The sequence below is a fragment of the Pararobbsia alpina genome (assembly GCF_965118125.1).
GTDB lineage: Bacteria > Pseudomonadota > Gammaproteobacteria > Burkholderiales > Burkholderiaceae > Pararobbsia > Pararobbsia alpina_A.
This window is the reverse complement of the sequence record NZ_OZ221287.1, coordinates 3,332,382-3,344,666: the sequence shown is the minus strand read 5'-3', so window position 1 is coordinate 3,344,666 and position 12,285 is coordinate 3,332,382. Positions and strand designations below refer to the sequence as shown.

Annotated in this window: 9 protein-coding genes; 2 read left to right on the top strand and 7 right to left on the bottom strand. The window is 62.6% G+C overall.

Going from position 1 to position 12,285, the window contains the following annotated elements:
- The first annotated feature begins 70 nt into the window (after positions 1-70).
- Positions 71-2,332: a SulP family inorganic anion transporter gene (locus tag ACMFWR_RS14450; RefSeq protein WP_413192315.1), complete on the top strand. Its 2,262-nt coding sequence runs from the start codon at positions 71-73 to the stop codon at positions 2,330-2,332.
- Here the strand turns inward: ACMFWR_RS14450 and ACMFWR_RS14445 are convergent.
- The 6 genes from ACMFWR_RS14445 to ACMFWR_RS14420 form a co-directional block, all read right to left on the bottom strand.
- Positions 2,322-3,779 (bottom strand): acetate kinase, encoded by a 1,458-nt coding sequence (locus tag ACMFWR_RS14445; RefSeq protein WP_413192314.1) that lies wholly within the window; start codon positions 3,777-3,779, stop codon positions 2,322-2,324. The genes ACMFWR_RS14450 and ACMFWR_RS14445 overlap by 11 nt on opposite strands.
- An 88-nt stretch (positions 3,780-3,867) precedes the next feature.
- The gene (locus tag ACMFWR_RS14440) at positions 3,868-5,394 is read right to left on the bottom strand and encodes a hypothetical protein (RefSeq protein WP_413192313.1); all 1,527 of its coding nucleotides are present in this window, start codon (positions 5,392-5,394) and stop codon (positions 3,868-3,870) included.
- A gap of 7 nt (positions 5,395-5,401) precedes the next feature.
- Positions 5,402-6,136 carry a C39 family peptidase gene (locus ACMFWR_RS14435; RefSeq protein WP_413192312.1) on the bottom strand — a complete coding sequence of 245 codons (735 nt, stop codon included), beginning with the start codon at positions 6,134-6,136 and terminating at the stop codon, positions 5,402-5,404.
- Positions 6,117-6,623 (bottom strand): hypothetical protein, encoded by a 507-nt coding sequence (locus ACMFWR_RS14430; protein ID WP_413192311.1) that lies wholly within the window; start codon positions 6,621-6,623, stop codon positions 6,117-6,119. Before ACMFWR_RS14430 ends, ACMFWR_RS14435 begins: the two co-directional genes overlap by 20 nt.
- Positions 6,624-6,762: 139 nt before the next feature.
- A complete protein-coding gene (locus tag ACMFWR_RS14425; protein ID WP_413192310.1) occupies positions 6,763-8,190 on the bottom strand; it encodes a hypothetical protein in 1,428 nt (475 codons plus the stop codon).
- Positions 8,191-8,855: 665 nt separating this feature from the next.
- Positions 8,856-9,284, bottom strand: a complete 429-nt coding sequence (locus ACMFWR_RS14420; protein WP_413192309.1) for a hypothetical protein — start codon at positions 9,282-9,284, stop codon at positions 8,856-8,858.
- Between the two features lie 197 nt (positions 9,285-9,481).
- Here ACMFWR_RS14420 and ACMFWR_RS14415 point away from each other — a divergent pair, with 197 nt between their 5' ends.
- Positions 9,482-11,155, top strand: a complete 1,674-nt coding sequence (locus tag ACMFWR_RS14415; RefSeq protein WP_413192308.1) for an EAL domain-containing protein — start codon at positions 9,482-9,484, stop codon at positions 11,153-11,155.
- On the opposite strand, the gene ACMFWR_RS14410 is transcribed toward ACMFWR_RS14415, so the two are convergent.
- Complete coding sequence (locus tag ACMFWR_RS14410) at positions 11,064-12,161, bottom strand: calcium:proton antiporter (protein WP_413192307.1); 1,098 nt, start codon at positions 12,159-12,161, stop codon at positions 11,064-11,066. The genes ACMFWR_RS14415 and ACMFWR_RS14410 overlap by 92 nt on opposite strands.
- Positions 12,162-12,285: the final 124 nt, after the last annotated feature.

The following is a 12,285-nucleotide window of genomic DNA, read 5'->3' as shown; positions in this document are numbered from 1 at the left end:
ACAGGGGTTCGCACCGCGTCCGATACTCGACCGACAGCCGTTCGCGGAACGCTCACGAGCGAGGCGCGATATGACGACAGACACGACTCCAGAGCCCACCCGAATTGCGACGCCGCGCGAGCGCCGTCTGCTGCGTCGTGCGCATGCTCTGGTGGGTGACCTCACAGCAGGCACGGTTTCGACGCTCGTCATGCTGTGCTACGCGATGAGCCTCGGCACGCTGGTGTTCAGCGCCGATCTTGCGCGCTATGCGGATCTCGGCGTACCGACCGCGTTGATCAGCTGCGTTGTCACCGCGTTCGTGATTGCGCTAACGAGCTCGCTGCGATTCAGCATCGGCGGCCCCGACAGTAACGCGACCGCATTTCTGGCCGGCGTCGCTGCGGGCGTGGCGAGCAGCGTGCGCGCGGATGGCGGATCGCCGCAGGCGATCGTGCTGACGGTGTTGATCTCGATTGCCGTGTGCTCTGTCGTGACCGGCGTGATCCTGTACGCGATCGGCTCGTCCAAACGTGGGCGCTCGCTTCAGTTCGTGCCGTATCCGGTCGTGGGCGGGTTCCTCGCCGGCACGGGCTACCTTCTGCTTGCGGGCGCTTTTCGGGTGATGACAGGGCATGCAATCGACTGGCAGTCGGTTATCGGGCTCGCCAATCTGTCGTGGCTTGCGTGGTTGCCCGCCATCGCTGTCGGGGCAGTCGCGATGCTGCTCACGCGGACCTGGCGGCACCCTGCGGCGCTACCCATCACGCTGATGCTCGGTGTGGTGATGTTTTATATCTTGCTATCGCTGACCGGACGGACCATCGACGATGCGCGATCCATGGGCCTGCTGTTACAGCACGCACCCGCGCGTTCGCTACCGATACCCGAACTGCATTGGCCGACGACGCTCACTCACGGTGAAATCGATTGGGCGGCCATCGTGCGCCATCTGCCTGAGACGCTGGTCGTCACATCGGTCTCGGCGATTACGATCCTGATGAACTCAACGGCGATCGGCGCAGTCACCGGACGCGATATCGACGTGAACAGGGAACTGCGTGCAGCAGGGCTCGCGAGTCTCGCAAGCGGTTTGCTTGGCGGCATGATCGGCTATCAGTCGTACAACCGTTCGATGCTCAACGCACGCTCGGGCGCGACGACGCGCGTGGCCGGACTATTCGCCGCATTGGTCTGCCTGGCGTTACTCGTATCGTCGCCGGGCATCGTGTCGCTGTTTCCGGTGCCGGTGCTCGTCGGATTGCAGATATTCATGGGGCTGCGCCTGCTCGTCGACTGGCTTTTCAGCGCGCGCCGGCGACTCGACTGGCATGAGTACTGGCTTGTTCCGCTGATTGTCGTGGTCATCGCTTTTTACGGCGTGGTCGCGGGTGTTGTTGTCGGCGTGGTGGCTGCGTGCGTCACGTTTGCGTTGCTGTACGGACGCATCAGTTGCATCCGCTCCGAGTTTGACGGCCGTACGCGCGCCTCGAATGTCGAGCGCCCGATCGAGCATTCAGAGCGACTGCGCGCGAGCGGCGTACAGATTTGCGGCACGTGTCTGCAGGGATTTCTGTTCTTTGGCAGCGCCAGTGCACTCCTGCAACGTGTACGCGAGCGCGTGGCGTCGATTGGCCCCGCGCCGGTGCGATTCGTCGTCATCGACTTCGCGGCGACCGAAGGGATGGACGCATCAGTGTCGCTAAGCTTCGTCAAGCTTCGCCAGACCTGCGCGAGTCTCGACGCCGTGCTCGTCCTGACCGCATTGCCACCGGTTTCTCGTGCATTGCTCGAGCGCACCGGCACGCTGGATTCGAGTGTGCCGCTGTTCGACACACTCGATGCAGGGCTCGAATGGATCGAGGCACGATGTCTTCTATGCGACCACGCCTTGTCCGAAGATCAAGCGGTGGATCTGCGCGCGCTGCTGGCCATGCATTTCAGCGCATCGGCAATCGACGCGTTGTGGAAACGTTTCACAACCGTCGACCTCGAACCGGGCGCTGCGCTATTTCGCCGCGGCGATCAAGGCGATGCGCTGTATCTGGTGGAACGTGGTCGTGTCTGCGTATCGCTGCCGCTCGACAATGGGCAATCGATCCGGCTTCGCGCATTCGGCCCGGGCACGATCGTCGGCGAAATGGCGCTCTACACGGAGCGGGGCCGGTCGGCCGATGTCATGGCCGATCGGCCCTCACGCGTGCTCGTGCTCACACGCGAAGCCCTTGTCGCTTTGGAGAACGACGAACCACTGACTGCCCAACAGTTCCATCGCTTTGTCGTGAAGGTGATGGCATCGCGCCTCGCCGTTGCCGACGAGGCGCTACGTGTCGCGGCGCCGTTCAGAACGTAATCGGCAATCTGAACGTGACGGTCAGATCCGGCGTGTCGCGCGTAAGGCCTGCGCCGACCGATACATTGAGCGTCATGCGTTTGCTGAGCGCATACGAGTAACCGACGAGCAGCGTACCCAGCGTCGTACGAACCGAGCCTGGAACGGTCTGTCCGTTTTCCGACGTCGGCCACACGATGCTCTGATCGTAGCCGATACTCCACGAGGCTTTCTCGTTGAGCGCCATGCCCATGCCGAAGTTGAATCCGAAGATATCGCCGGCATGCACGGAGCCGATGAATTGCTGAGCGCCGTTGAGCAACGTCAGACTCACGTCGCTGCGCGTGAAATTGTGCAGGTAGCTGAAGTTACCGAAGAACACGGCCGGGTCGGTCGGCAGCAGCCACGTGATACCCGGCTGTATCGAATAGAAGCCGGACCCCGTCGGCGTCTGCAGCGGCAACCCCGTACCGGTCGTGTTCGCATTGCAGACGGCGAGACAGTCCGTCGTCACGGAGAACGGATCGGTACCGGTACGCGACTTGAAGCGCAGCCAACCGACATAGTAGAGCCGGTCCGCGCCACCGTCGTTGAACTGATAGCGCGCGGTCATTTCGACGTCGCCGATATTGTGTCCGCTCGCATTGAACACGTTGTCCTGCGCCGAGCCCTGGAAGATCTGACGCTCGACGGTATCGGTCGAGCTCCATGCATACGGCACGCGCACTTCGAGTTCGAACCGGTTGGTCACACCGTAGCGGAAGGCGAGGGTGTTGGTGATCGTCGTCGTCTTGACTTCGCGCACGTCGATCAGGCCGATCAGCAAGGCAGGGATGATCGTGTAGCCGACGAGGGATACACGGTCGCTCGACGAATAGCCGTATTGCACGGACGGCTCGACGACGAGCTTGCCCTTCGGCGTGAGCACGCCCGGTTGCTCGAACAGCGGCGCCACTTCAGGAGGGCGCGTGTCGCGTACCGGGGCCTGGCCCACGGGTTGTTGGACCTGTTGCTGTGGGCCCGGTGTGATCGCGCCGCCCGCGGATTGACCGTTGCCCGCTGCTGCGCCGACGCCTCCGGCTGCACCTGCGGCGTTGACCGCAGTGCCACTGCCGTTGCCGCCGCTGCCGCCGTTGTCGTTGCCGCCACCACCCGACCCGTTGTTTTGCGTGGTCGTGTCCGGCGGCGGTGCATTCGGATCGATGCCCTGCACGGAACCGCCGCGCTTCGCTTCGAGCGCTTTCTCGTCGATGGCCTTCGATAACGCCTGGAACCGCGCCTCCTGCGTATCGAGTTGCTTCTTGAGTGTGTCGAGTTCCTTGACGCGTTGATTGATTTCGTCGCGCAGTTCCTGCATGACTTGCGCGGGGTCCTGGTTTTCAAGCGACTGCGCACTCGCCACCGAGCTCATAAAGAGCAGGCAGGAACTTCCGGCCGCGCCGGCGCGTCGCCACTGACCTTGCTTCATCGCGTGTCTCCCCTTCGTCGATTGAGTCTTCTTGTTGGACGGCACCGCCTCGACTGCGGGCGGAAAAGCAAGGTTCAGGTTCGTTGGTTCACCTCGGCAGGACGGTATTGGCGATGGCGGAATTGATCGTCGATTGCAGGTTCATTTGCTTGAATGCGGCGAGCGAATTGACGGCGGTATTGATGGTTGTCAGTGCCTTGATGGCCTGGTTGTTGAGCGTGTTCTGCACAATCGTCGCTGCTGAGGCTCCCGGGATGATGTTGGGCGCCACGTTGTTCGGTCCGCTTTGGACGAGCGTCGTCGTGTTGAGCGCCTGCGCGAGCTGTTGCGCCTGCGGAATGGTCATCTGCGCAATGTTCGGGATGTTGAAGCTCGTCGTTGCGACAAGCTGTCCGTTGACGAACACGGCGCGTTCGATACCGAATGCAATTTGCAGTCCGTTCGGCACGTCGAAGCCGCCGCGCATTTCATCGAGGCGAGCGTCGCTGACCTTCATTTCCGACCAGTTGCCGGAGGCATTGCGATCTTCGGTCGGTGCGCGCGGAGCGCTGCCGTCCTTGTTGTTCTTGCCATCCTGGTCTTCGTTGGCAAGGGGTGCCGGCGTGCTCAGGGACCACGCGGTGCGTGTTGTTGCCGCACCGGCAGGCGCGAGCGGTAACGGGTCAGTCGTGCGCGAGAGCGGGCCGTCAGGGTGGCGGTCGGGTTCGAGTGGCATCGCCTTGGCAACGGGCGCACCGGCGGGTTCGATGGCGATGCCCGCGATACCTTGATTGTCACGTGTCGAAGCGCTCAGCTCGGTTGTCGTGGCCGATGAAGCGGAGGCCTGACCGTCTGCGTCACCCCCGACGGTCACCGTACCTAAAGAGGCAATGACGTTGGGCGAGGGGGGCGCGGTAATCCGCGATCCGCTGAGCCGCGTGTGCGCGGGAGCATGATCACGCTGTGCGGGGGCATCCATCGCCACGACGTCGGGCGCCGTATGGCGCGTAGCGTCGGCCGTGCTCATCGTCGGCGTAGCAGCGGCTTGGGTCGTCACCTGGGCAGCGACGTCTTCCACTGGCGGCGCATTGTTTGCATTGCTCGACGGTTGTGCGGATGCAGGCAAATCGACGGCGATTGCATCGGGTGCGATATAACGATGTCCTGCGCGTGAGGCGCCGTCGGGCTGTGCATCGCGTGCGATCGACGACATGGCGCGCATGGCCGCATCGTAGACACTGTGCGCATCTGTCACCGATGCCGATACAGATCCGGGTCCAGCGCCCGGTGCGGGTGTCGGCGCGGATGAAAATGCGAGTGCGGACGCAGGCGCAGGCGCTGTCGTCATTGCAGTCGCCGCTGTCACCGTATGTGTCGGTGTTGGTGCTGACGTTGAGGGCGGCGGCGATGCGGAAGCGGTGTCCAGCGCACTCGAAGTCGAAGGCGTCGGCGCACCGGCCGCTGCCGTCGCACTGGCCGCAGCCAGTTGTTCGACGCGCGCCGAATCGTGCGCGAGTTTCGCGAGCACATCGGGCTGTGCGCGCATGGCGCCGTCTCCGGCCTGCACTGCAGACCATGCGGCGCCGGAGCCGAACATCAGGCTCAGACAGGCGAGACGGGTGGGAAGCTTGTCCATGACGACCTCAGAAATCGTTCGGGCCGAATTTCGGTCGCGTGATGTTTTCCAGACCATCACGGTTGATCGCCATCCAGCTTGGACTGAACGGCGCGTAATGCCAGTCGTCGGGGCTGTTGAAAATGGCCAGGTCGCGATGGTTGTGGACCACGAACAGCACGTTGTTGTCCCAACGTGCCTCAAAGTCGTCGCGGGGCATCGATCGCGTGCCGAGCGCGGGGTCGCCAATCAGCAGACGCCCGTCGTGTATGCCTTTGATCACGACGAAATGGTGGTATCCGTTCTCGGTAATGAGCACGATCGCCGGCAAGTGTGATTCTTCGAGCTTGTCGAGCGGCGCCTCGAAGCCGTCGGCATCGAAGCCGCGCGATTCGAGAAAACGTTTCATATCGAGCAGCGAGAACCCCTCACGGCGGATCTTTTGTTGATCGCCGTTGACGTACATGTTTTTAAATGCGGTTTCCTCTGTCGTCGGAAAACCGTATTGATAGGTCAGCAGGGTCGCGACCGCGGCCGAGCCGCAGCTGAAGTCGTACTGCTGACGAATCGTGCCCTTGTAGCGGGCCTCCTTGAGACTCGTGACACGGACGTGGTTGTCACCGCCAGACGGATTCTGGACGTCGATGACATCGGCATGCGCAAGCGGCGCCGCCGAGCCCGATGCGAGCGCAATAAAGAACGCGCCCGTGGCGCCCCAGAGGGCAGCGCCACGGCGCAAGCGCCTATTGCTTGAATTGAACATTGACGATGGTCGCGTTCTGAATCAGGACATTGGCGCCCGTGTTCTGAATGACCGTGGGCAAACCGTTCATGTTGGCGAACGACCCGTCGGTGATGGCGTTGCTACCGGTCTGCACGCCAAGTGCGCGGGTATCCGACATCGAACCGTTGACCTGCATGTCGTTGTACGTCTGGCTTCCGCCGCGATACGTATCGAGGGCGGTCGGACTGATCGCATGACCCATGACATCCGATGCATCCGCGGTCTGCGCCGTTGTTGTCTCTGACGTTGGCTGTGGCGCTGTCTGTGACGTGGCCTGTGACGTTGCCTGCGGTGTCGACGGCGTCGTCGTGCTCGCAGTCACGGTGTCCGAAGGCGTAGCGGTTTGCGATGTAGCGGGTGCGGCCTGAACAGCCGTCGAATCGTTTTGCTGAGCCCCCACGGACTGGCCGTACAGGCACGCAATGAGCGAAGCACTTGTTGCGAGAATCCATTTGACCGAACGCATGGTCCTGTCTCCTCATGCCCGGCTCGGACACAGCGTGCGTGTAGGTTCACGCTGCGAGCAGGGCAGGCCGTCCAGCAAGGCCCCGCGGGCAACCGCACCCGCGGGGACGCACTTCAGGCTTCAAACGCTCCTTACTCTCCTAGTGCCCACCGACGGAGAGGTTGGCCTGAACGTTGACGCTTTGCTGCACGAGTGCACCGATGCCGCTGTTTTGGTTGGCGATCATGATGCCTGCCGCCGATTGCCCGACGCTCGACATCATGTTCGACATGTTGAAGGTGCCGGCATCGACGTAGTTGGTGCCTCCGCCGCCGCCCGAACCTCCGGTGCCACCGTTGCCGGTGCCGCCCATGCCAGTACCGCCTGCGCCGCCCACTGCACCGGCTGCGCCGACTGCACCGTTGCCGGCCGTTGCGCTGCCGTTCGTGGCGGTGCCCGTCGAGCTGCCATTGGTCGCGCTGCCGTTCGTTGCCGAACCGCCTGCGCCGCCAGCGCCACCTGCCGATGCGACGGTGCCGCCCATGCCGCCCGTGCCACCTGCGGCTCCTGCACCGCCGGTGCCTCCAGCGCCACCTGCACCTCCGCCACCGCCAGCTCCGCCGCCGCCGCCTGCGCCGCCGGTACCGGCCGTCGAGGTGTTGGCACCGCCTGTGCCGGTTGCCGTACCGGCCGTTGCCGCGCCGCCGGCTGCGCCCGAGGCGCCGCCCGTGCCCGTCGTCGTGCCGTTGCCGCCACCGCCGGTGTTGCTTGCAGTGCCTGCGCCAGCGCCACTGGTGCTGCCTGCGCCGCCGCCCGTGCCACCCGAGGTCGCGCCAGCGCCGCCGCCGGAGCCGTTTGCCGGGCCGGCATAGCCACCACCACCACCGGTGCCGCCCTTGGCGCCATTGCCGCCGGTATTGCCGCCGCCGCCTGCCGCGCCCGAACCACCCGAGCCGCCTGCGCCGCCATTGGCACCCCAGGCTTTGCCATAGCCACCGTCACCGCCATAGCCTGCCGTGGCGCTGCCGTTGGTCGCGCTGCCATTGGACGTATCGCCATTGGATGCCCAGCCGTTATCCGCGCTGCCGCCTGAGCCGCCATTACCACCTGCGCCGCCAGCGCCGCCATTGCCACCGGTGCCGCCATAACCATAGCCATTGCCAGCCGTGCCGCCCTTGCCGCCAGCCGCACTGCCGTTATTCCAGGCTTGGTTGCCGATGTTGGAGACGCTGATATTCGAGACGGTGCCCGTCAGCTTGCTGACGGAAATCGCCTTGTTGGTATTGAAGGAGTCGGAGATGGTATTGGTTGCGGTGGCGCCGTTGTTGGCCGCCGGTGCGTACTGTCCGGCCCATGCGCCGCCGGAATTGTCGCGGTCTGCGCCGCCGCTGCTGTTGTTGTTTTGGTTGGAGTTGTCCGACGACGATGCCGCGGTCGACCCGTCGCTAGCTGAATTGCCGCTTCCACCTTGCGACGTCGAGGTAGCTGCCGTCCCCGAGCCGCTATTCGTACTGCTGCTGTCGGCTAGTGCGGGGGCACTGAAGCCGAAGGCCAAACAAATGGCCGTTGCCAACAATGTTCGAGTCATGGTTACGATCTCCCGTTAAAGGACGGCTAGTTGCGGTCGGTATGGGCACCAACCAGCCGATACCCCCTGCATAGAAAAAGCCAGAAATCGGAAAATCGCGCGTAAGACTATGAATCGAATAAAAAATATTTTTATTCGCAAGTTATAGAAGAATTATTTGCGTCATCGCTAGATTGCAATTTGTTTCAACGACGCACAGGGATGTATCGCGCGAAATCGCTCGCATTTCGATCTGTATTTTGCGAAGGGCTAACAGATTCAATAACTTGGAACTGTTAGCTCACCCACATTGATATCGCCAAAAACGTTTCAAAATTGAAGCATCTGTCGGGGGCGGCCGATTAAAGCGGTCTCAAGATCCGCGTGAATCCTTGCTCGGGCTTATCTGGCAAGGCGGGACGAGAAAAAGCGAGCGTCGTCGCCGATCGCGACAAAACACGTGGCGAGGTCACCACGAAATTGAAACGTCTGTATGAAAGTGGGGTGAGCAACAGACAAGCGTGAACCGCGAAAGGCAATCGGCGTTTCCGAGCGATCGATTTTGAATCTCATGAGTGGCTGAGCTTGTGCGCACAGTGCGAGGCCCAGGCACCCGACGACCCTTTGCAACCGACGGCCAAGGATAAGGACCGACTGCTATCGCGTCGTCACCTGGCAGTCACTGCTTATTTGACCGTTGCGCGCCGCGCGAGCATGGCTTTGTCGAATTCGGAAGTCAGCGTTGTCAGAGCGGCGATCAGATTTGACCGCTTTTGTGCGAGGGAAAGTCCGGAACCTTGCAGGACGATCGTCGAATCGCTTGCGTGAGGGCTAAGATAGCGGCCATCAGGCAACCGTCGCGATAAACCCAAGGACAGATAGACGGCTTCCTGTTGATTGCCCATGTCACGCGAGAACGCGATGACACGAATGCCGTAGTCGTGCTCGGGGAAGATCGTGTCGAATTGTTTGCTCAATCCGCGCGTCAGCAAGCCGCCGATGTCCTGCTCGGTCAGCGGGACATTAGTGAGCCGCGTCGTCGCGTCGAAGGCAAACGAGGCGCAGCTCAGGCTCGCAAGCACGATGCCGATAAGAAGTCGTCGGGCCGTGCGCATGTCAGGTTACTCCGCTCATTAAAGCAGTCCGTCACGAGACGGACGGTCAATCGCCGAATCTGTTGGGAGACGAAACAGTATCGCAACAACGAATCGTTGTCTGTCGGAAGCTGTCTGTCACCGAAGTTCCTGCTACTTTGAAAACAACCCGCCAGCCTGTCCCGATCCTTCAGGGCGGTGCGAGGCTAACCTTGCTTATGCCCGTCAAAGCGAAACGCTATCTGCTTATCGCGCTGGCTGCTTTCCTTGTGCTCGCCGTTACGCTGGGGCCGGCAGGCATCGGCGTGCTCGTTGCGCAGCGCACGTCCGAACGCGGTGAATACGCCAGGCTCGGCGAGCGCGCCGATTATGCGCTCAAGCGAGCCGACGTGGTGGCTTCGAGTTTGTACTCGGCGCTGCAACAGCTCGCGCAGTGGCAGGGTGAGCGCTGCACGCCGGCCCATATCGATGCGCTTCGCAAGCTCGCGCTCGAAAACCGCTTTGTCGAAGATGCGGGTGTGTATGGCGATGACGGGCGCTGGCTCTGTTCTTCGCTGTCCGGCGCGGTGCCGCGCAATGCGCCTTCGATCCCGGCGCCCGACTGGCGAGGCGTGCACGGCGTGGTCGGATGGTTCCAGATTCCGCACCTGTTCAATGTGTCGCGGCCTTCGCTTGTGCTCGGCTACGATCATTTCTATATCGAGGCCGATCCCGCGTCGCTCGTCGATGCCATCGACGACTACAACCACGGCATGGGTGTGTTCGTGACGGACCCGCCACACCTGATCGCCTGGAATACGGTCGCCAATCCGAAGCGCTTGCAGGAAGCGCTGCTCCACGACGGTGTCGTACCCGGCTCGGACCGTTTCTACGTGATCCGTCGCTCGCATGTGCTTCCGATCGCCGTCGTCGTCAGCGAGCCCCGGCAGCAGTTGCTCATCGTCTGGCGCAACAGCGTGTGGGGCTGGCTGACTGCGAGTCTCGCCATCGGCGGTGTGCTTGCGTGGCTCATCATCCGTCTGTTTCGTTCGCGACTGTCTCTCGATGGTGAACTCAAACAGGCGATTCGTCGTGACGAAATTCAGGTCGTGTATCAGCCGATCGTCGACCTTGAAACGCGCCAATGCGTGGGCGCCGAAGCGCTTGCGCGCTGGCGCATGCATGGTTCGACCGTATCTCCCGACGTGTTTATCGCGGCCGCGGAACACAGCGGGCTGATCCAGGCGCTGACCGACCGCGTGCTCGAACGCGTGTTGCGCGACCTTGCCGGGTTCTTGAGCGATCATCGCGATTTCTATGTATCGATCAATGTCAGCGCGGCTGACCTGACATCGCGACGCTTTCTCGACGTGCTGACCCGACGCGTCGCTCAAGCGCATATCGAACCGTCGCAGATACGCATCGAGGCCACCGAGCGGGGTTTTATCGACGCCGACGCTGCGCGCATCGTCCTCCAGGGATTCCGGGAGGCGGGTCACCCGATCTATATCGACGACTTCGGCACGGGTTACTCGAGCCTGTCGTACTTGCAGACCTTGCCCGTCGATGCGCTCAAGATCGACAAGTCGTTCGTCGACACGATCGGATACGAGGCCGTGTCGAGCAGCGTGGCGCCGCACATTATCGAGATGGCGCACACGCTCGGTCTCGGCATCGTCGCCGAGGGCGTCGAGCGCGAGGATCAGGCGCAATACCTCGCCGAGCGAGGGGCGCGATATGGCCAGGGATGGCTGTTTTCGCGCGCGGTGCCCGCCGACGGACTCAAGCTTTTTGTCGACGGGCCCTCGGTGCCCGCATCCGCTACTGAACAATCGACAAGAAGAGGAAGACGAGGAAAAGCACGAAATGGACGACACCCTGAAGCACAGTCGTCCGGCCAGTCCCGAGCGTGATGACACCCGTAAAGAGCGTGAGCGCGAGCAGCACGGTCTCTTTCGGTTCCAGTCCGAGGACGAGGGGCTGGTGAATCGCCACAAACAGGAATGCGACTGTCGGGATGGTCAGCCCGATGCTCGCGAGCGCTGACCCGAGCGCGAGGTTCAGGCTGATCTGCAAGCGATCGGCGCGCGCGGAGCGCAAGGCTGCCGTGCCTTCAGGCAACAACACAAGCGCAGCGATCACGACGCCCACGAGCGCGTCAGGCGCGCCCATCGACTGGACCGCGCGTTCGATGGAAGGCGACAACGTTTTGGCGAGTCCGACCACGGCGAGCAGCGATACGAGCAGGAGCACTGAACTCGCCAGCGTCATCTTGCCCGTCGGGCGGGGCGCTGTGGCGTCATCGTCCGTGGTGGCCTGCGTTTCTTCGGGCAGGAAGTAATGGCGATGCCGCACGGTTTGTACGAACACGAACGTGCCGTAAAGAATCAGCGACACAATGCCGGCAAAGATCAACTGCGACGGCGACAGATACGGTCCCGGCACGGTGCTCGTGTAGTTGGGCAGCACGAGCGTCAGTACGGCCAGCGAGGCCAGCACGGCAAGCGCGGCGCTGGCGCCCTGGATCTGAAAGCCCTGTTCGCGGTGCCGGATGCCGCCCGCAAGCAGGCAGATCCCGACGATGCCGTTGCACACGATCATGACCGCCGCGAACACAGTGTCGCGCGCGAGCGCGGCTTTTTCAGGGCCGCCTGTCAGCATGACGGAGACGATCAACGCGACTTCGATGACCGTCACGGCGACCGCGAGCACGAGCGTGCCGAACGGTTCGCCGACCCGATGCGCGATGACTTCCGCATGATGGACGGCGGAGAACACCGCCGCGCCGAGAAACACGACGGCAAATGCAAGCAAGACGGCGTTGATCTCGACGAACTGCTTCGCGACCAGCACGAGCACGGCGAGTAGGGGCAGGATCCAGGTCCAGGCGGGCAACTTGTCCGTCGACGGGGATGCCATCGTAGAAAACTCCTTGATCAGTCTTATAGGGCAGGGGAGGACATACGGGTACGACGGTTCAACCGGCGACAGCAAGTCAGGCAAAAACGGCTGCTGCAGCGGATGAAGCAGGCGAATCAAGCAT

Bases quoted from the DNA above. Each gene is read 5' to 3' on its own strand.
- ACMFWR_RS14450 (WP_413192315.1), top strand. From the start codon at position 71: ATGACGACAGACACGACTCCAGAGCCCACCCGAATTGCGACGCCGCGC.
- ACMFWR_RS14425 (WP_413192310.1), bottom strand. From the start codon at position 8,190: ATGACTCGAACATTGTTGGCAACGGCCATTTGTTTGGCCTTCGGCTTC.
- ACMFWR_RS14420 (WP_413192309.1), bottom strand. From the start codon at position 9,284: ATGCGCACGGCCCGACGACTTCTTATCGGCATCGTGCTTGCGAGCCTG.
- ACMFWR_RS14415 (WP_413192308.1), top strand. From the start codon at position 9,482: ATGCCCGTCAAAGCGAAACGCTATCTGCTTATCGCGCTGGCTGCTTTC.
- ACMFWR_RS14430 (WP_413192311.1), bottom strand. From the start codon at position 6,623: ATGCGTTCGGTCAAATGGATTCTCGCAACAAGTGCTTCGCTCATTGCG.
- ACMFWR_RS14410 (WP_413192307.1), bottom strand. From the start codon at position 12,161: ATGGCATCCCCGTCGACGGACAAGTTGCCCGCCTGGACCTGGATCCTG.
- ACMFWR_RS14445 (WP_413192314.1), bottom strand. From the start codon at position 3,779: ATGAAGCAAGGTCAGTGGCGACGCGCCGGCGCGGCCGGAAGTTCCTGC.
- ACMFWR_RS14440 (WP_413192313.1), bottom strand. From the start codon at position 5,394: ATGGACAAGCTTCCCACCCGTCTCGCCTGTCTGAGCCTGATGTTCGGC.
- ACMFWR_RS14435 (WP_413192312.1), bottom strand. From the start codon at position 6,136: ATGTTCAATTCAAGCAATAGGCGCTTGCGCCGTGGCGCTGCCCTCTGG.